Consider the following 19,039-nt stretch of genomic DNA (forward strand, 5'->3'; position numbering starts at 1 on the left):
CGGCTTCGGCTTCGGCTTCGGCTTCGGCTTCGGCTTCGGCTTCGGCTTCGGCTTCGGCTTCGGCTTCGGCTTCGGCTTCGGCTTCGGCTTCGGCTTCGGCTTCGGCTTCGGAAGGAGCCTGCTCAACCCGATCCTCTGGGTCAAGGGCTTCGGCATCGACGTTTTTGTCGACCGCTTCGGTCACCGCGTCGGCCTTGGGGTCGTCCACCGGTTTCTGGTCCGTGTCTTTCTTGGCAGCCACCGTCACTTCCCCCTGTCGATTCCCATAAAACCTAACGCGCAGACGCGTCCAAGTTAATCCGCGCCCATCGCACCCTCAAGCCGGATCGCGTATTTCACGAGTTTTTTCACGGCTTTCCGCATTTTCTTGGGCGTCGGGCGTTTGGCAATCCGCAAACGGGCAATAGCCAAGTTTTCAAGGGGCTCAGCTGTCGGTCCGCTCATCGCAGCGACCAAAAGCGGCGCCGGTCCAGGCCAAAGGTCGGCAAATTGTCGCGCGGTCCGCGGCGAGAACAAGGGCGCAATCACCGGGGCAGATCCAGACGCCGCGTCTTGGGCCTCGGGCGTCAGGGGCAGCAAATACTGGCGATAGACCGCCTGTTCCCGCACGGTCAGGCCCAGTTCGGTCAGCCGGGTCGCGATGTTGCCCCGGCTGTGTTCGCCGCGCAGATGCAGCAGTGGGCTGTCCGGGCGCTCTTTCAGCAGTTTGGCCACCAGTTCCTCGGCGGTTTCGCCGGCCATCCGGGCCCCCCACCCGACTTGGCGGGCCGTTTCGGTGGTGACCGGCCCCACGCAATAGGCGGGCAGATCCCGGCGCACATTCTGCGCCGCGGCGGCCGCCACGCCATTGGCCGAGGTGAAGATCAGGCCCCGGATTCCGGTCGTGTCCACCGCCTGCTCCATCGGTCGGATATCCAGCAGCGGGGAATAAATCACCTGGACCCGCGACCGTATCCGTTCGGGAAGCTGCGCCACGAACCTTTCCGAGGCGGCGCGGGGGCGGGTCATCAACAGGTACACGGGCGAGCGTTCGGGCCTTGAGGATTGTTTGCTGCAGCGTGGGGTGATACCCCGCGACGAGATCATGATGCAATGGTTCAGGCCGATGGTGCAAACACTTACCGTTCTGGGATTGGAAAGCAGCTGCGATGACACGGCGGCGGCCGTGGTGCGGCAGACCGAGGGCGAACTGGCGCAGGTTCTGTCTTCGGTCGTGCATGGCCAGACGGACCTGCACAGTGCCTTCGGCGGCGTGGTGCCCGAGATTGCGGCGCGCGCGCATGCCGAAAAGCTGGATGTCTGCGTGCAGCAGGCGTTGGAGCAGGCGGGCCTGACTTTGCAGGATATGAACGCCGTGGCCGTGACCGCCGGGCCAGGACTGATCGGCGGGGTCATGTCGGGTGTGATGTGCGCCAAGGGGATCAGCGCGGCCACCGGCCTGCCGCTGATCGGCGTCAACCACCTGGCCGGCCACGCGCTGACCCCACGCCTGACGGACGGGATCGCCTTTCCCTACCTGATGCTGCTGGTGTCCGGCGGGCACTGCCAATACCTGATCGCCCACGGCCCCGAGCAGTTCACGCGGCTGGGCGGCACCATCGACGACGCCCCCGGCGAGGCATTCGACAAGACTGCGCGCCTGCTTGGCCTGCCCCAGCCCGGCGGCCCCTCGGTCGAGGCCGAGGGGCGCAATGGCGACCCCAAACGCTTTCGCTTCCCGCGACCGCTTCTGGACCGGCCCGGATGCGATCTGTCCTTTTCCGGGCTCAAGACCGCCTTGATGCGGATGCGCGATCAGATCGTGGCCGAAAAGGGCGGGCTGACGCGTCAGGACCGCGCCGATCTGTGCGCCGGGTTCCAGCAGGCGGTCGTGGATACGCTGGCCGAAAAGACCCGCCGCGCCGTCGCCCTGTATCTTGAAACCAACCCTGCCGAGCCGGTGATCGCCGTGGCCGGGGGCGTTGCCGCCAACACCGCAATTCGGACTGCGTTAGAGTCTGTTTCGGCGGATGCCGGCGCGCGGTTTACCGCCCCGCCGCTACACCTGTGCACCGACAATGCGGCAATGATCGCCTATGCAGGGTTGGAACGGTTCCGGCTGGGCGCGCGCGACGGGCTGGACCTGACCGCCCGACCCCGCTGGCCGCTGGATCAAACCAGCCCGGCCATGCTGGGCGGTGGGCGCAAGGGGGCCAAGGCATGAGTGTCTCGGTCCTTGGGTCGGGCGCCTTCGGCACCGCGCTGGCGATCTCGCTGGCGGGCAAGGGTCCGGTCACCTTGTGGGCCCGGTCGGGCGAACAGGCGCAGACGATGCAGGCGACCCGCCGCAATGACACCCGCCTGCCGGGGGTCGCCCTGCCCGACGCCATCACCGTGACCGCCGAAATCACCCTGGCCTGTCAGAGCGACGTGTTGCTGCTGGCGGTGCCCATGCAAAAGCTGCGCGATGTTCTTTCGGTGCATGGGGCGGACCTGAAGGGTCGTATCCTGGTGGCCTGTTGCAAGGGCATCGAGCTATCCACTGGCTTCGGTCCGATCGCCGTGATCGAACAGGTGCTGCCCAACGCCCGCACTGCCTTGCTGACCGGACCCAGCTTTGCCGATGACATCGCCCGCGGGTTGCCCACGGCGCTGACCCTGGCCTGTGCCGACGCAGACCTGGGCACCCGGTTGCAACAGGCGCTGACCACTGCCAACCTGCGGCTCTACCGGACCACCGACGTGACCGGGGCCGAGCTGGGCGGAGCCTTGAAGAACGTGATGGCCATCGCCTGCGGAGCCTGCATCGGCGCGGGTCTGGGGGACAGCGCCCGCGCGGCCCTGATGACCCGCGGCTTTGCCGAGATGCAGCGCTTTGCCACGATGCGCGGCGCCCGGCCCGAGACCCTGATGGGCCTGTCGGGTTTGGGCGATCTGGTTCTGACCTGCTCGTCCGAACTGTCGCGCAACTTCCGGTTCGGGCTGTCGCTGGGCCGCAACGAGTCCTTTGACGCCGCGACAACCGTCGAAGGCGTGGCCACGGCAAATGCCATGGCCGCCATCGCCGCGACCGAGGGGCTGGACATGCCCATCTGCCAGACGGTGGCGCAACTCAGCCGCGGCGCCTACAGTGTCGCCGAGGCCTTGCAATCCCTGCTCAATCGCCCACTCAAGGAGGAATGATATGCTTATCGCCCTGATCGCGCGCGACAAGGACGGCGCCCTGCAGACCCGGCTGGACAACCGCGCCGCGCACCTGGCCTATATCGAAGAAACAGGCGTAGTCGCACAGGCCGGGCCGCTGCTGGACGGCGATGCCATGATCGGGTCGCTGGTCATCCTGGATGTCGAGGATCTGTCCGCCGCACAGGCCTGGGCCGACAACGACCCCTATGCCAAGGCCGGTCTGTTCAAGTCGGTCGAACTGATCCCGTGGAAGAAGGTCATCGGCTGATGGCGTATTGGCTGTTCAAATCCGAACCCTCGACGTGGAGCTGGGACCAGCAGGTCGCCAAGGGCGACGCGGGCGAGGAATGGGACGGGGTGCGCAATTACCAGGCCCGCAATTTCATGCGGCAGATGAAGCTGGGCGACCGGGGGTTTTTCTATCATTCGCAGAAGGACAAGGCGATCGTCGGCATCGTCGAGGTCTGCGCCGAGGCCCACCCCGACAGCACCACCGACGACGACCGGTGGGAATGCGTGGACATCAAGGCGGTGCGCCCCTTTTTCAAACCGGTCACGCTGGACCAGATCAAGGCCGATCCGCGGCTGACCGACATGGTGCTGGTCAAGAACTCGCGCCTGTCGGTGCAGCCCGTCTCCGAGGCCGAATGGGCGGTGATCTGCGAACTGGGCCAGACCGCGGCGGATTGAGAAAAAGGGAAGGCCCTGACGATGCAGAACCTTCCCTACCCCGCGTGCTCCCTACTCACCACACGCAAAGAAATCTCTGGTTCTGACCGTCCTGGTCACGGGTTGAATATAGCCGAGGGCGCGTCTGTTTTTCAAACGTTGAATCAATAGATTATGATTCAAATGCAAAACGCCCGCCGGTCCGACCGGGCGGGCGTTTCCAAATGTCGCGGCGAACTCAGCCGTAGACGGACTCTTTGCCGAAATGCTTGGTCAGCATGTAATAGACCACCGCGCGGTATTTGTTGCGCTCGGACTTGCCGTAGGTTTCGATGACCTTGTTGATCGCTTCCATCAGCTCGGGGCCATCCGACAGGCCCAGCTTCTTGATCAGAAAGTTGTTCTTGACCGTCTCCAGCTCACCTTCCTGGCTGGCGGCCACGGTTGCGGCATCCGCGTCATAGATCGACGGCCCGCAACCGATCGTCACTTTGGTCAGCAGGTCCATGTCGGGGTCCATCCCGCATTTGTTTTTCAGATCATCCGCATATTTTGCGATCAACTCGTCACGTTTTCCCATTGTCCTCTCCTGTATGGGTTAGGGTACGGCCTTTTTGGCGCTGGCTGAACGGTAGCGGCTGGCAGGAAAAGCACAAAGGGAAAAAACGGGCATGTTCCCCGTAGACCACGCCGTGCAGCCCGCGCCTTGATCTGTTCGGGTTCTTTATTTAACATAAAAGTTAATTAATGATCCAAGGAGACTCGTCATGCCCGTCGCCCTTCCCAACGAAAGCGCCGCGTACCGAACCGCCCGAAATGCCCTGCTGGCCGCCGAAGTCGATCTGCGTGCGCGGGTCGAGGAAGTGGCCGCGCTGCGCCGGACTTTGCCCAAAGGCGGCCAAATCCCACGGGATTACGTCTTTCGGAACCTCAGCGGCAATATTGCCCCGATTTCAAGCCTTTTCGGTGATCATGACACTCTGGTCGTGTATTCGCTGATGTTTGGTCCCAATGCAGAGGACCCCTGCCCCATGTGCTCGGCCTTTCTGGACGGTCTGACCGGGCAGGTCGCGCATCTGACCCGAAAAGCCGCCATTGCGGTCGTGGCGCAGAATACGCCGGATGCCCTGGCCGCGCTGCGCCGGCGCATGGGCTGGCAGGATCTGCCGCTGTATTCCGCGTTGGATACGACGTACCAGCAAGACTATCTGGCCGAGACCGAGGACGGAAACCAGTTGCCGATCCTGAACGTGTTTCAACGCGATGCGCAGGGAATCTATCATTTCTGGAGCTCCGAGCTGTACTTTGAGCCCAGCGACTGGCATCCGCGCCATGTCGATGCGGCCTGGCCCCTGTGGAACATTCTGGACCTGACACCGCAGGGCCGCGGAGATTTCGTGCCGTCGCTCCGCTGACCGCAACAAAAAAAGGCGGCCCAGATGGCCGCCTTTTCCTCGAATTTCTGACAGATCAATACCGGTAATGCTCGGGCTTGAACGGGCCTTCGGGCGTGACACCGATGTAATCGGCCTGGTCCTTGTTCAGCTTGGTCAGCTTGACGCCGATCCGGTCCAAATGCAGGCGCGCGACCTTCTCGTCCAGATGCTTGGGCAGGATATAGACCTTGTTCTCGTACTGGTCGCCGCGGGTCCACAGTTCGATCTGGGCCAGAACCTGGTTGGTGAACGAGGCCGACATCACGAAGGACGGATGCCCGGTGGCATTGCCCAGGTTCAGCAGACGGCCTTCGGACAGCAGGATGATGCGGTTGCCCGAGGGCATCTCGATCATGTCCACCTGGTCCTTGATGTTGGTCCATTTGTGGTTGCGCAGGCTGGCCACCTGAATTTCGTTGTCGAAATGGCCGATATTGCCGACGATGGCCATGTCCTTCATCTCGCGCATGTGCTCGATGCGGATCACGTCCTTGTTTCCGGTGGTGGTGATGAAGATGTCGGCGGTCGAAACCACATCTTCCAGCAGAACCACCTCATACCCGTCCATCGCGGCCTGCAGGGCACAGATCGGGTCGACCTCGGTCACCTTCACGCGGGCGCCGGCGCCACGCAGGGACGCGGCCGAGCCCTTGCCCACGTCGCCATAACCGCAGACCACGGCGACCTTGCCGGCCATCATCGTGTCGGTGGCGCGACGGATGCCGTCGACCAGCGATTCCTTGCAGCCGTACTTGTTGTCGAATTTAGACTTGGTGACGCTGTCGTTCACGTTGATCGCCGGGAACGGCAGATGGCCGTCCTTGACCAACTGATACAGGCGGTTGACGCCGGTGGTGGTTTCCTCGGACACGCCCTTGATCTGATCGCGCACCTTGGTGAACCAGCCCGGGCTTGCGGCCATCCGCTTCTTGATCTGCGCCTTGATGACCTCTTCCTCTTCCGAAGCCGGGACGGGGATGATGTCCTCACCCGCTTCGGCGCGCGCGCCCAGCAGGATGTACAGCGTGGCGTCGCCGCCATCATCCAGGATCATGTTGGGGCCGTCTTCGAACTGAAACGACTTGTCGAGATAGTCCCAATGCTCTTCCAGCGTCTGGCCCTTGATGGCAAAGACCGGAATGCCCGCCTTAGCGATGGCTGCCGCCGCGTGGTCCTGAGTCGAGAAGATGTTGCACGACGCCCAGCGCACGTCCGCGCCCAGCGCGACCAGCGTTTCGATCAGAACGGCGGTCTGGATCGTCATGTGCAACGACCCGACGATGCGCGCCCCTTTCAGCGGCTTGCTGTCGCCGTATTCCGCGCGCAGAGCCATCAGGCCCGGCATTTCGGTTTCCGCGATATCCAGTTCCTTGCGGCCGAACCCGGCCAGTGAAATGTCTTTGACGATGTAGTCGCCGGCCATCAGATGCTCCATTCCGATCAACAACGGTTTGGGCAGGCCCTAACACCGTTGAGGAAAAGTCGCAATGTGGATGGCGATTGGGGCGCGGGCGTTAATTCAACTGGGCGCCCCTTCGGCAGCGGCCCTAGGCGTCACTTCGAAGAAATCGGTGCCAGCGGCGACAATGCAACTGATGCCGTTGGCGTGGGTCATCAACACGGTATAGGTGCCGGTGGCGCGTGAGGCCCATACCTCCATGACCGTCTGACCGCTCCGCGTGTTCTGCAATCCGCCAAAGGCCAGCTCTTCGGAATAGATCTGCTGCAGCTTGGCGATGACATCACCGCGCAGGGCGCAGTTCTGGGCCGATGCGGGCGGCGCGGCCGCAGCCATGCCAAAGACAAGGGCCATTCCCAACAAACGCTTGAACATGACAAGCTCCTTTCGGTTCGGGTTTCGATCCGAGAGGGGCACGCCGGGAGGAACGCGCGCCCCCCTCAGCCTTGATGTCGTGATCCCCACGTGCCGGTTCAAAGCACGATTGCTCAAGAAACTGTTGGCAGCCGGTGATCAGGATGGCTTAAGCATAGCACGAAACCGCGTTTCAGGCACATTCGCTGCAAAGGGGGCATGGCAGAATGGCAACACAACCCAGGGCATGGCAACGGATGCTGTCGGGCCGCAGGCTGGACCTGCTGGACCCGACCCCGGTGGATATCGAGATCGAGGATATCGCCCATGGGCTGGCATTCGTGGCCCGCTGGAACGGCCAGACGGCGGGTGATTTCGCCTATTCCGTGGCCGAGCATTCTCTGCTGGTCGAAGAGCTGTTCGGCCGGATCGCCCCCAAGGCGCAGGTGAAATGGCGGCTGGCGGCGCTTCTGCACGATGCGCCAGAATATGTGATCGGCGACATGATCTCGCCGGTGAAGGCCGCGGTCGGCCCGGGCTATGGCGCGCTGGACGACCGGCTGGCGGCGGCAATCCACATCCGCTTCGGCCTGCCCGCCGCGGTGCCGAAAACGGTAAAACGTCAGATCAAGAAAGCCGACCGGATCAGCGCCTGGATGGAGGCCACCCAGATCGCGGGGTTTTCCGAGGCCGAGGCAACCAAGTTCTTTGGCCGACCGGACGCGGCGGTGATGGAGGGGTTGCAGATCACTCTACGGCCACCGGTTGAGGCTCGGCAGGCGTATACGGCGCGGCATGCGGAGCTGTTGGCGTTATTGTAGCACATGACTTAGGCCGAGATCTGCTTTAGAGCCCTCTGCAAAAGTGAAGAATTTACGCTGTGAGCGCTCGCGGCAAGACTACCCGCTGCATGACAGAAGGAAATGCGGACGTTCAGGCAGAACGCAGCGAGATTGCGATCCGCAATGACCGGGTCGCGGGCCTCAGGGCGAATAGCTCTTTGGAGTGTGACCGACCCTTTCCTGCCGTTCGGCCAATCGGTCCGATGCTGCACAGCAGTTTGTCGAAGCCAAAATTCGCGGGCTTGCGGAACGACGCTGTCCTTGGAGGCCTTCCGCGCGGACGAAGTGGTTACTCAAATCGCACTATTTTAATGAGGGGTGGGTATTGGGGCAAGGTGCCGGTCAGAACCTTGCCCCGCGGTTTCTGTCACTCTGCGATAGTGGCACCCGGAACTGCTTCGTAGGCATTGGATTGCGCAACCTCGTGCTGAATGGCAGTGCCGGGCAGGATCTCGAACAGCGGGTCGAAATCGACCATGGTCGAGGCGAGTTGCGCAAGAACGGTGGGATCACCTTCAATCTTGGCGGTGCCATCGGCGATCTGCTGCTCTAGTTCAATCGCGCCCATCATAGTCATTTCCAGATCCGAACGGTTTATGACCAATGTCAGGTCCGGGTTGTCCGCCTGATATCCCTCGATATTGGTCAGGGTCGCGTTCTCCATTTCGATGATGAACTTCTCGCCATTGTCCGGCGTTACCAGATTGATGGTGAACCGCATGCCTTCGGCTTTGCGGCTGTCCATCTTGATACCGAGGAAGTTCAGGAACAATTCCGTGGACATCGCCCGGATCACATCAGAACTGGTTGAGCTCACCGTTGGAGCGTCGGAAATACCAGAACGCAGTTCGTAGGCACCCGACAAGTAACTATTTCGCAGTCCCGGGTTTTCCTGCTGGTAACCAAGCTGCTCATAACAGTCCGCAAGCAGATCACGTGCTGGCTGGTTGTCGTTCTCAGCGAGAAAGAGTTTGTTTAGGATTTCGACGGCCATCTTATACTCACCAGCCGAGAAAAGCTCTTGTCCTTTGGCCATGATCTTGTCCGACCCGCCCATCATCTCGACGTAGAGGGGCGCCGATGCTTCGGGTGATGGCGGGATCAGGGTTGCTGGATTGGCATCCCAAAAACCAAGGTATCGCTGGATCACTCCTCGACTGTTGTGCTCGGGTGAACCGTGATAGCCCCGGCAGTGCCATTCATTTTGCAGGCTCTTGGGCATTTCATAGACGTTCTGGATCTGGTTGATCGTCACGCCTTGATTGGCGAAGTGCAGAACCTGGTTATTAAAATGCGCATACATGTCACGCTGCGCCCGCATCACCTCTTGAATACGGTCATTGCCCCAGCGCGGCCAGTGGTGCGACTGGAACATCACTTCTGCTTCCTCACCAAAGAGATGCAGCGCCCGCGAGATGTATTTAGACCAGCGCAGAGGATCGCGCACCGGAGCTCCGCGCAGGGTGTAAATATTATGTAATGTGCCGGTAATGTTCTCGGCCATCCACAATGCCTTCATTCCCGGAATGTAAGTGTTCATGTTGGACGGCGCTTCAGTGCCTGGCGTGTTCTGAAACACCATACGCACGCCATCCACATCGAGATATTCGATGTCTTCTTCGATGATCCGGGTGGGGGCAATAAGGCCAACGGAACCAAGAGACACCCGGTGACCCAGCCCCTGCCCAGCAAAACCGTACGGGTTGATCGGAAGCTGTTGGCCATACTGGTAAGACAATCGACGGTTCATGGCGTTGCCAGCATAGACATTCTCGGAAATCGTGAACTCCATGAAATCACGCGGTGCAATGATTTCCACTTTGCCTGAACGCACATCAGCTTCGTCGATTATGCCGCGTACACCACCCCAATGGTCACCATGGGAATGCGAATAGATCACTGCGGTTGCCGGCAGCCCATCACCGACGTGCTCTTGAAATAGCTTCCATGCTGCGCGCGCTGTTTCCGCACTGATCAGTGGATCGATTACGATCCAACCATTTTCGCCGCGCACAAAGGAAACGTCGGACAGATCGAAGCCCCGCACTTGGTAAATTCCGGGAATGACTTCATACAGTCCGTAGTTCTGGTTCAGCCGCGAGACCCTCTGCAAAGACGGATGAATACTTGGCCAGTCCTTGTCTTCGTCGAAGAAGCGGAAACTTGCCATGTCCCAGGCGATGTTGCCTGCATCCGCCATGATCGTATCTTCGGGCATCGGCGCGATAAACCCGCGAGCTTGTTCATCAAAATCACGCGTATCTGAGAACGGCAGCGTTTCCCGCGCTTCGGCAAGAATTTTCAATGTGTGTTCCGAAGGCGCCTTGCCCTTTGGGTGGAAATGCCCTTCGGCTGGCGTTGCACTCTGCGCATACGCCGCCCCCTCCTCTGAAATGAATGTTGGCGCCACTGCGAATGCCGCTCCGAGCGCCGGGGCCGACTTGATGAAATTACGACGTGTGGTCATTTCAATTCCCTCCTGAAAATGACATTACGGAGGGCCGAAAAGTCCGGCTATGGCAGACCCGCGAGTTTGCCGCTCCGTTTCCACTCAAAAGTTTACCGTTGGCAAAATTCCGATCTACTCACGCGACCTGTCATTTCGCGACAATCGCCTAGGTACACAGGATCCTTTTTCTGACTTCGCTGGGCCTTCGCCCGGAATTCAGACGGAGAGACCCCCTGCCACGCGCGGAAAGCGCGTGTGAAATTTTCCGGTGCGTCATAGCACAACTCGGCAGCTATGTTTTTCACAGGCAGATCGGTTTCTAAAAGGAACGCCATCGCACGCCTGCTGCGTGCAATTTCAAGGAGATGTTTGTAGGTGTACCCGAGCTTGCTCAGCTTCCGTTGGACAGTTCTCGGACCCAGATCCGCAGCCCTTGCAAATCCATCGAGGTCGACAGTGCGATCCATCAATCGAAGGTCAATGAGTTTCAGGATATCATCAAGGAACGCGGTTTGCCGCCCGTCGGGTGGTGCTACCAAATCAAGTGACGTAATGGGTCGATCGAACGGAAGCGGCCCAGAGAGCCTCGTACTCAGGTCCGCTTTCCTGACCGCCACACCGTAATTTGGACGGCCGAAACGGATTTCATTTTGAACAAGGGCACTTAATTTTTCCGTTCTCGCCGGCTTTTCGTAGTCGACTTCCACCCAATCGGGTCGCCACCCCTCGCCCAGGAACCCGCGAAAGAAAACGAACATCGTTTCAAAGAGGTGGTCCGAGAAATGACGTGTGTTTTCATAGCCTGCCAGACCTGATTTGTAGCACCAGACAACGTGATGTTCGCGCAAGGACAAGTACATCTCTGTGCCGCTTTCGTGCGCCCACAGTGTCCTGCAAACACGCTGGAGGGCTTGGCCAAGCGTTGGAGCACAATAAGCATATCCGGCCCAATTTCCGTAATCGAGCGCAGTGGTTTTGCTGCCAAGGCTTACACCGAATTCCGCGTCACCGATCGTACGCGCAGCCGCCTCCATTACGCGGATCATCTTGGCCAAAGGGACCCGATGCTCTGGCGCATCGAGAACGCTTAGGGGAAGATCGTGGCGTTTCAGGATGCGGTTAAGCGCGCGATCTCCGGCCATGTCACGAACAAGTTCGGGAAAGGGGCCCCATCCCCGGATTCTTGTCATCGCTAAGGCTTTCAACGCAAACCCCCTCATTTCCCATACAAACGATATCACATTCTTTCCATGACGTTGAGCCTGGAGTGCCACTCGCCTTCAATGGCTTGAAGGCGCCGGAAGACCTGTTCAGAATGACCGGTTTCAGCCCACAGCGACGACTGCTGCGCCTCGGATCAAGGTCGTTAAAGGGCTCGAAACCGCCTTGTGGCGGCGCGGCATCGGTCGCTAGCAACCCGTCATCGAGACCAGTCGTTGACGCTTGGTCTTACAATCAATGGTCAACGCGGTGTTGATGTGTGGGCCGGGAGGGACGGATGGAGGCTAAATTATGCCCAGAATCCAACTTCCCGCCGCAAAACCGAAACGCAAGACCCGGAACAAGGGCTGCCTGATCGGTCAGAAACGCCCGCTGCTCCCGACGCAGGTATGGGCCATTCGTGCCCAGCTCGAACTCGCGGGCAATCTTCGTGATCTTGCGCTCTTCAACCTCGCCATAGACAGCAAGTTGCGCGGCTGTGACCTCGTCGGACTCCAGATTAGCGATCTCGTCGTCGAAGACCGAATCCGTGAGCGCGTCACGATTGTTCGGAGCAAGACCAATCGGCCGATCCAGTTCGAAGTATCTGAGAATACGCGCGAAACGATCGCTGCCTAGCTCGACCAACCCGAGATGCTGGGATGCAGACATCTGTTTCCGAGCCACTTCCACGCGTCACCGCACATCTCGACCGGGCAGTACGCGAGGCTTGTTCGAGACTGGGTATCGGCCATCGGCCTGGAACCGAGCGGCTACGGCACACATTCTTTGCGCCGGACCAAGGCCTCGGAGATCTATCGAAAGACCGGCAATCTCCGGGCTGTACAACTTTTGCTGGGTCACACCAAGGTCTACAGCACGGTACGATACCCGGGCGTCGAGCTTGAAGATGCAGTGAGAATCGCCGAAAGAATCGACATCTGAATCAAAACGGCGAGCGGCACGCGCCGTCCAAGACCTGTTCTTCGCTGATACAAAGGTCAGCGGCGCGAAAGAGCCCACAGCGGCTATTCATTCTGCAGTCAATGATGAGCGGCTGATCCAAATCAAGTCAGCCTTTCGAGCATGCGCTATAATAATTTTGCGTTGTTGACTGATGGGAGGACGGCAATGAAGAAGATATTCATGAGCGTGAGCTTGAGTGCATTGTTCACCGGCGCGGCATTTGCCCAAGGATACTCTGGCGACCTTGCGATAAACCCCGAAGATGTCCGACTTGGTCAGCGCGGCTATTCTCCATTTGTCGATCAGTCTTTTCCAAACAGAGTGTTCTGGGGCGATACCCACCTGCACACCTCCTACTCGACCGACGCCGGGATGGTCGGCAATGTGCTCGGTCCTGACGAAGCTTTCCGTTTCGCGCGTGGCGAGAAGGTGCGGGCCTCCCTCGGTGAGTTCGCGCAGCTTGTGCGTCCGCTCGATTTTCTGGTGGTTGCCGACCACGCCGAGAACCTTGGCCTCGCGCCGATGATCGCGGAATCGAACCCGCAGCTTCTGGCCAATAGCTGGGGTCGCAAGATCCACGATCTTGTGCGCGGTGGCGACCCGCTCGGCGCATTCGTAATGTGGGGCGAGGCGATGGGCGCGGTAACGGACCCGATTGACGACGACGATCTGACCCGTACATTTTGGAGGCGCATCGTCGATGCAGCTGAGCGGTACAATGAACCTGGCGTGTTCACATCTCTGCACGGCTTTGAATGGACTTCAATCAAGGACCTGAACAACCTGCATCGGATCGTCATGTTTCGAGATGGCGCAGACGAAGTCGCGGACCTCGTGCCATTTTCCAACTACGACAGTTCCGATCCGGAGGATCTTTGGGACTGGATGGAAGCGTATGAAACCCGAACAGGCGGTCAGGTCATGGCGTTTGCCCACAACGGCAACCTGTCGAATGGCACGATGTTCGACGATGTCCGCCAGAATGGCGAACCGATAGATCAGGCCTACGCCGAACGCCGGATGCGGTGGGAACCGCTATACGAAGTCACGCAGATTAAAGGCGACGGGGAAACCCACCCGATGCTCTCACCGAATGACGAGTTCGCGGACTATTATCGCTGGGATCGCGGAAATTTCGGCAGTGCACTTAAGACACCGGACATGCTGCCACGCGAATACGCTCGCGAGGCACTGGCGCGCGGTCTGAAATACGAAGAAGACATAGGCACGAACCCCTACAAATTCGGGATGATCGGCGCGACCGACAGCCACACGTCACTGGCAACCGCCCGCGAGGACAACTTCTTTGGCAAGGCTTCCCTGGCAGAACCCGGCGGCGGCGATCACCGCTACGATGAGTTCATCATCCAGCCTGATTATCTGGGTGAAGACGTCGCGATCCGCACGTATGAAACCCTCGCGTCCGGTCTTGCCGCTGCATGGGCGCGGGAGAACACGCGAGAGGCGATCTGGGACGCATTCAAGCGCAAGGAGGTTTATGCCACCACCGGCCCGCGCATGACTGTCCGCGTGTTTGCGGGGTGGGACTTTGAACCCGACGAGGTCCACCGTCCCGATTTCGCCGTCGAGGGTTATGCCCGGGGCGTGCCCATGGGCGCGGACCTCTTCGCCGGGCCAGAGGGAGCAGCCCCCACCTTCATGGTGCGTGCGCTGCGCGACCCGGACGGCGCGAACCTAGATCGCATCCAGATTGTCAAAGGATGGGTCAATGCGAACGGCGAACCCAAGACCAAGGTCTTCGATGCGGCATGGGCCGGGGATCGGGAGCCGGATGCGAATGGAAAGTTGCCCCCGGTCGGCAGCACCGTTAAGGGCGCAGATTATACCAACACGATTGGGTTGGCAGGGCTTGGCGCGCACTGGGTGGACCCAGAGTTCGACCCGGCGCAGCGTGCATACTATTATGTCCGGGTGCTTGAAATCCCGACGCCGACCTGGCTGGCCTATGACGAGGCTTTTTACGGCAACCTCGACCTGCCAGAGGATGCCGTAATGATCCATCAGGAGCGCGCCTACACTTCGCCCATCTGGTACACGCCAGAAAACTAACTTGAAAGCCAGCAGCAATGTCGCGTTTGTCCCGCATTGCGGCCATTCCAGCTCGCTTTAAAATGTATTTGAACTTCGAACAGGCGTAGCGCGACCCGGTATTACCGCGGGCTGCGCTTCGCCAGAATCCGCTGCAAGGTCCGGCGGTGCATGTTCAGCCGTCGCGCGGTTTCCGAGACGTTTCGGTCGCACAGTTCATAGACCCGCTGGATATGCTCCCACCGTACGCGGTCGGCGCTCATGGGGTTTTCGGGGGGCGGGGGCAGTTCGTCGCCCTTGGCCAGAAGCGCGTTGGTGATGTCGGTGGCGTCGGCGGGTTTCGACAGATAGTCTGTGGCGCCGATTTTCACGGCCGCCACGGCAGTCGCGATCGCGCCATAGCCAGTCAGAACCACCACCCGGCTGTCGGGGCGCTTTTCCCGCAACACCTCGACCACGTCCAGCCCGTTGCCATCCTCAAGCCGCAGATCCACGACGGCAAAGGCAGGTGGGCGAGCGGTGGCGATGGCGCGGCCGGCGGCGACCGATCCGGCGGTTTCCACCTCGAACCCGCGCTTTTCCATCGCCTTGGCCAGACGCCTCAGAAACGGCTCGTCATCATCCACCAGAAGCAGGGATTTGTCGGGGCCGATTTCAAGCTGCGCACTGTCTGCCATGTGGGTTCTTTCTGCTATGTCCTGCCGATAGGCTTGGTGTTGAGTAATAGCAGCGCCACACCAAAGGTCAAACCACCCTCTATTTCCCTGCCTGGTCCACGAAACAGGCGACCCGGTCGGCAATCTGATCGGCCGTGTCGTCCCGCTTGAAGAACTCCAGGAATCCGTCCTGCGGCGTGACGAAATAGGTAAAGGTGGAATGATCGACCAAGTAATACTCGTCGCTCTTGTCCTGGGCCTTGTAATAAGTCTTGTAGGCTTGGCTCGCAGCTTTGACCTGTTCGGGCGTTCCGGTCAGCCCGATCATCTTTTCATGCAGGTTGTAGGCAAAATCGCCGACCGCCTCGGGGGTGTCGCGATCGGGGTCGATCGAGATGAAGATCGGCGTCACCGAATAACCGCGCTCGGTCAGGATATCGACGGCCTCGGCATTGCGGGTGGTGTCCAGCGGGCAGACATCGGGGCAGAAGGTATAGCCGAAATAGATCAGCGACGGCTCGGTGATCACATCCTTGTCGGTCACGGTTTCACCCTTGGAGTTGATCAGCTCGAACGGGCCGCCGATGGCCGCGGAACCGCCGGCGATCTGGCTGGTCCGGCATTGGGCGAACTTGTCCTCGGGCCCGCCACGCGTCATCAGCCACATGGCGCCCAGGCCAAGGGCCAGAACGACGGTTGCGAGAATGGCATAAAGACGGGTCATGGCGTATTTCCTGACGCAAGGGGCTGTTGATCGGATCGGCCGCAACACCTATCAAGTTGACCAGCCGCCGCAACAGGACATAATCGCGCGATGACGGATTCCAACACCAGCCTCTGGCGCGGACAGGAACGCAGCAGTTGGATCCGGCTGCGCACGCTGATCCTGCTGCGATGGGTGGCCATCATCGGCCAGCTGACCGCCATCACCGTGGCGCAGCAGGTCTATCACGTTCAGCTGGAACTGGGCCTGTGCTATCTGGCCATCGGCGTGTCGGTGATGGGCAACCTGACGGCTATGCTGCTGTTCCCACAGAACAAGCGCCTGACCGAATTCGAGAACTTCCTGATGGTGCTGTTCGACCTGCTGCAGCTGGCCATTCTGCTGTACCTCACCGGCGGGCTGAACAATCCCTTTTCACTTCTGCTGCTGGGGCCGGTGACCATCGCCGCCAACGTCATGAGCACCCGCTCGACCCTGATCATCGGCGGGGCGGCGATCATCGTGGCGACGCTGCTGGCCCGGTTCCACCTGCCGCTGCGCACCAATCTGGGGCTGGTGCTGGACATCCCCGAGATCCTGCTGTTCGGAAACTGGGCCGCCATCGTGATCGCGATCGTGTTCATCGGCGCCTACTCGCACCGCATCAGCGCCGAGGTCCAGTCGATGTCCGAGGCGCTGGCCGCTACCCAGATGGCACTTGCCCGCGAACAGAAACTGACCGACCTGGGCGGGGTCGTGGCCGCCGCCGCGCATGAGCTGGGCACGCCTCTGGCCACCATCAAGCTGACCAGCGCCGAGCTGATCGAGGAATTGGACGACCGCCCGGACCTGAAGGAAGACGCCGCCCTGATCCGCGAGCAGGCCGACCGCTGCCGCGACATCCTGCGCGACATGGGCCGGGCCGGAAAGGACGACCTGCACCTGCGGCAGGCGCCACTGTCCACCGTGATCCACGAAGCCGCCGAGCCGCATATCCACCGCGGCAAACAGGTGCATTTCGCCGAAGGGCCGGGGCCGGATGGCGACGTTCAGCAGCCCTCGATCCTGCGCAAACCCGAGATCATCCACGGGCTGCGCAACCTGATCCAGAACGCGGTCGATTTCGCCCGCGCGCAGGTCTGGGTCGAGGCCGAATGGACCCCCGACCGCATCACCGTCAGCATCATGGATGACGGACGCGGATATCCGGCCCAGATCATCGGGCGCATCGGCGATCCGTTCATGCGCCGCAAACGCGCCGAAACCGACCTGCGCACGCGGCCCGAATACGAGGGCATGGGCCTGGGTCTGTTCATCGCCAAGACGCTGCTCGAGCGCAGCGGTGCGGAACTCTCCTTCGCCAACGGATCCGATCCGTATCAGGACCTCACTGACGACCCCGAGCGCCGGGGCGCCATCGTTCTGGTGTCCTGGCCGCGGAAACTGATCGACGCCCAGAGCGGTGAGTCGCCGGTTCCCTCGGGTGCCAACAAGCCGTTCCGGGTCTGAGTTAAGACACCGTTAACCATTGGCGCCGATAGTTGGGTCTGGTTTGGGTTTTCGGGTGCACGGAATATGGCAGACTGGATCATTCTGGCCGCGATCAGCCTGGTCTCGTCAAGCCTGGCGCTGCAGTGGCTGTTGCCGCGGCGCCGGCCCCGCGATGACAGCTTTGGCCTGTCGGCGCCCGAATCCCTTTTGGATGCGGTGTTTCTGTTCGATGGCGATCGCCTGATCAGCCATTCCGACATCGCCCTGTCCGGATTCGAGTCGGTGAATGACTGGAACGATCTCAGTCGCCTGTTGCAGAGGGACTTTCCCGCCTTTCCCGAGTCTCCTGAACTGGTGCGCGAGCAGGGCAGCATGGTGGTGTCTGCCATCGACTGCACGGTCGAGCGAGAAGTTCTGTGCGAATGGATCGACGGGATTGTACGGGTGCGCCTGCGCGACCGGGCCGGCGCACCCGAGCCCATTCGCCGCGACCCCAGCGACCCGATCCGCCTGGCCATGGACAAGGCGCCCTATCCGGTATGGCTTCTGAACCGGTCGAACAGGGTCAGCTGGTGCAACGCTGCGTATGTAACGCTGGCCCGCAAGGTACGGGGGCCCGATACCGACCTGACCGACCCCATGTTTCCCGATCTCGCGGGTGAAACCCGGCCCGGACGGAAGACCCGCGTTTCCATTCCGGTCAAAGGCAACGACAACAGGCTGTGGTTCGATCTGACGCAGATCGAACTGGACGAGGGCATGCTGCACTATGCCGTCGACGTAAACGCGATCGTCGAGGCCGAAACCGCCCAGCGCAAATTCGTCCAGACCATGACCAAGACCTTCGCGCAGTTGTCGATCGGGTTGGCGATCTTCGACCGCAACCGGCAGCTGGCGCTGTTCAACCCAGCACTGATCGACCTGACGGCGCTGCCGCCCGACTTTCTCAGCTGCCGCCCCAGCCTTTCCAGCTTTTTCGACAGGCTGCGAGACCAGCACATGATGCCCGAACCCAAGAACTATCGAAGCTGGCGCAGCCAGATGAACGACCTGCTCGAAGCGGCCGAAGGCGGCAACTATCAGGAAACCTGGTCGCTGCCCTCGGGATCGGTCTATTCGGTCAGCGGCCGCCCGCATCCCGACGGCGCCGTTGCTTTTCTGTTCGAGGACATCACCGCCGAGATCACCCTGACCCGGCGCTTCCGGTCGGAGATGGACCTGATGCAGTCGGTCTTCGACAAGTTGGCCGACGCGATCGCCGTTTTCGCCGATGACGGGACTCTGGCCTTCACCAACCATGCTTATCACCAGCTTTGGAACGAGCCGGACGAAGAGGGTTTCCAGCCCGCCACCGTGTTGGACCTCATCCGCAGCTGGCAGGAAAAATGCCAGGCGACTCCGGTTCTGGGCGAAATTCGCGACTTCATCGAAATGCGCAATGACCGGGCTGAGTGGAGCGCGGAAATCCGCAAGTCGGACGGGACGCCCGTATCCTGCACGGTGACCCCGATCCAGAACGGCGCGACCATCGTCCGTTTCTCGGTCGAACCGGCGGAAAACCCGGCCAGAGGAATGATGCAGATCCCGGCCTGAACCGGGT

General features: G+C 60.8%; 18 protein-coding genes and 1 pseudogene. 11 read left to right on the forward strand and 8 right to left on the reverse strand.

Going from position 1 to position 19,039, the window contains the following annotated elements; all coding sequences use genetic code 11:
* Positions 1-298 (forward strand): hypothetical protein (locus AC2FMM_RS14035; RefSeq protein ID WP_496796889.1); only part of this gene is annotated, 298 nt, incomplete at its 5' end.
* Here AC2FMM_RS14035 and AC2FMM_RS14040 read toward each other — a convergent pair.
* Positions 295-1,008 carry a uroporphyrinogen-III synthase gene (locus AC2FMM_RS14040; RefSeq protein WP_496796890.1) on the reverse strand — a complete coding sequence of 238 codons (714 nt, stop codon included), beginning with the start codon at positions 1,006-1,008 and terminating at the stop codon, positions 295-297. The genes AC2FMM_RS14035 and AC2FMM_RS14040 overlap by 4 nt on opposite strands.
* Before the next feature lie 97 nt (positions 1,009-1,105).
* On the opposite strand from AC2FMM_RS14040, the gene tsaD reads away from it, so the two are divergent.
* From tsaD to AC2FMM_RS14060, 4 genes are read left to right on the forward strand one after another with little or no spacing between them, the layout of a single operon-like run.
* Positions 1,106-2,203 carry a tRNA (adenosine(37)-N6)-threonylcarbamoyltransferase complex transferase subunit TsaD gene (gene tsaD / locus AC2FMM_RS14045; protein WP_496796947.1) on the forward strand — a complete coding sequence of 366 codons (1,098 nt, stop codon included), beginning with the start codon at positions 1,106-1,108 and terminating at the stop codon, positions 2,201-2,203.
* Positions 2,200-3,162: an NAD(P)H-dependent glycerol-3-phosphate dehydrogenase gene (locus AC2FMM_RS14050; protein WP_496796891.1), complete on the forward strand. Its 963-nt coding sequence runs from the start codon at positions 2,200-2,202 to the stop codon at positions 3,160-3,162. The genes tsaD and AC2FMM_RS14050 overlap by 4 nt, the downstream gene beginning before the upstream one ends.
* A 1-nt stretch (position 3,163) precedes the next feature.
* Positions 3,164-3,433: a YciI family protein gene (locus AC2FMM_RS14055; RefSeq protein WP_005979743.1), complete on the forward strand. Its 270-nt coding sequence runs from the start codon at positions 3,164-3,166 to the stop codon at positions 3,431-3,433.
* Positions 3,433-3,855 (forward strand): EVE domain-containing protein, encoded by a 423-nt coding sequence (locus tag AC2FMM_RS14060; protein ID WP_496796892.1) that lies wholly within the window; start codon positions 3,433-3,435, stop codon positions 3,853-3,855. The genes AC2FMM_RS14055 and AC2FMM_RS14060 overlap by 1 nt, the downstream gene beginning before the upstream one ends.
* Positions 3,856-4,072: 217 nt before the next feature.
* Here the strand turns inward: AC2FMM_RS14060 and AC2FMM_RS14065 are convergent, their stop codons facing one another.
* On the reverse strand, positions 4,073-4,414 hold the full coding sequence (locus AC2FMM_RS14065) for a DUF2853 family protein (RefSeq protein WP_149774134.1): 342 nt from the start codon (positions 4,412-4,414) through the stop codon (positions 4,073-4,075).
* A 187-nt stretch (positions 4,415-4,601) separates the two neighbouring features.
* Between AC2FMM_RS14065 and AC2FMM_RS14070 the strand changes: the two genes are divergently transcribed.
* Positions 4,602-5,249 (forward strand): DUF899 family protein, encoded by a 648-nt coding sequence (locus tag AC2FMM_RS14070; protein WP_496796893.1) that lies wholly within the window; start codon positions 4,602-4,604, stop codon positions 5,247-5,249.
* Between the two features lie 55 nt (positions 5,250-5,304).
* Here the strand turns inward: AC2FMM_RS14070 and ahcY are convergent, their stop codons facing one another.
* Together ahcY and AC2FMM_RS14080 are read right to left on the reverse strand one after the other, a co-directional pair.
* Positions 5,305-6,693, reverse strand: coding sequence for an adenosylhomocysteinase (gene ahcY, locus AC2FMM_RS14075; RefSeq protein WP_496796894.1), 1,389 nt, complete (start codon positions 6,691-6,693; stop codon positions 5,305-5,307).
* A 96-nt stretch (positions 6,694-6,789) separates the two neighbouring features.
* Positions 6,790-7,104: a hypothetical protein gene (locus AC2FMM_RS14080; protein ID WP_496684099.1), complete on the reverse strand. Its 315-nt coding sequence runs from the start codon at positions 7,102-7,104 to the stop codon at positions 6,790-6,792.
* Positions 7,105-7,310: 206 nt separating this feature from the next.
* On the opposite strand from AC2FMM_RS14080, the gene AC2FMM_RS14085 reads away from it, so the two are divergent.
* Positions 7,311-7,904, forward strand: a complete 594-nt coding sequence (locus AC2FMM_RS14085) for an HD domain-containing protein (RefSeq protein WP_496711042.1) — start codon at positions 7,311-7,313, stop codon at positions 7,902-7,904.
* 388 nt (positions 7,905-8,292) lie between these two features.
* Here the strand turns inward: AC2FMM_RS14085 and AC2FMM_RS14090 are convergent, their stop codons facing one another.
* Together AC2FMM_RS14090 and AC2FMM_RS14095 are read right to left on the reverse strand one after the other, a co-directional pair.
* Positions 8,293-10,392: an alkyl/aryl-sulfatase gene (locus AC2FMM_RS14090; RefSeq protein WP_496796895.1), complete on the reverse strand. Its 2,100-nt coding sequence runs from the start codon at positions 10,390-10,392 to the stop codon at positions 8,293-8,295.
* A gap of 92 nt (positions 10,393-10,484) precedes the next feature.
* Positions 10,485-11,516, reverse strand: coding sequence for an AraC family transcriptional regulator (locus AC2FMM_RS14095; RefSeq protein ID WP_496796896.1), 1,032 nt, complete (start codon positions 11,514-11,516; stop codon positions 10,485-10,487).
* 370 nt (positions 11,517-11,886) lie between these two features.
* Between AC2FMM_RS14095 and AC2FMM_RS14100 the strand changes: the two are divergent.
* Positions 11,887-12,519: pseudogene (locus tag AC2FMM_RS14100) on the forward strand (tyrosine-type recombinase/integrase).
* Between the two features lie 186 nt (positions 12,520-12,705).
* Positions 12,706-14,610, forward strand: coding sequence for a DUF3604 domain-containing protein (locus tag AC2FMM_RS14105; protein ID WP_496796897.1), 1,905 nt, complete (start codon positions 12,706-12,708; stop codon positions 14,608-14,610).
* A gap of 101 nt (positions 14,611-14,711) precedes the next feature.
* Here the strand turns inward: AC2FMM_RS14105 and AC2FMM_RS14110 are convergent, their stop codons facing one another.
* On the reverse strand, positions 14,712-15,266 hold the full coding sequence (locus tag AC2FMM_RS14110; protein WP_496683628.1) for an ActR/PrrA/RegA family redox response regulator transcription factor: 555 nt from the start codon (positions 15,264-15,266) through the stop codon (positions 14,712-14,714).
* Between the two features lie 79 nt (positions 15,267-15,345).
* A complete protein-coding gene (locus tag AC2FMM_RS14115) occupies positions 15,346-15,969 on the reverse strand; it encodes an SCO family protein (protein ID WP_496796898.1) in 624 nt (207 codons plus the stop codon).
* A gap of 90 nt (positions 15,970-16,059) precedes the next feature.
* On the opposite strand from AC2FMM_RS14115, the gene regB reads away from it, so the two are divergent.
* Positions 16,060-17,457, forward strand: coding sequence for a sensor histidine kinase RegB (gene regB, locus AC2FMM_RS14120; protein ID WP_496687904.1), 1,398 nt, complete (start codon positions 16,060-16,062; stop codon positions 17,455-17,457).
* A 66-nt stretch (positions 17,458-17,523) separates the two neighbouring features.
* Positions 17,524-19,032, forward strand: coding sequence for a PAS-domain containing protein (locus AC2FMM_RS14125; RefSeq protein ID WP_496796899.1), 1,509 nt, complete (start codon positions 17,524-17,526; stop codon positions 19,030-19,032).
* Positions 19,033-19,039 lie beyond the last annotated feature (7 nt).

The sequence above is a fragment of the Ruegeria sp. BHSC043 genome (assembly GCF_059612985.1).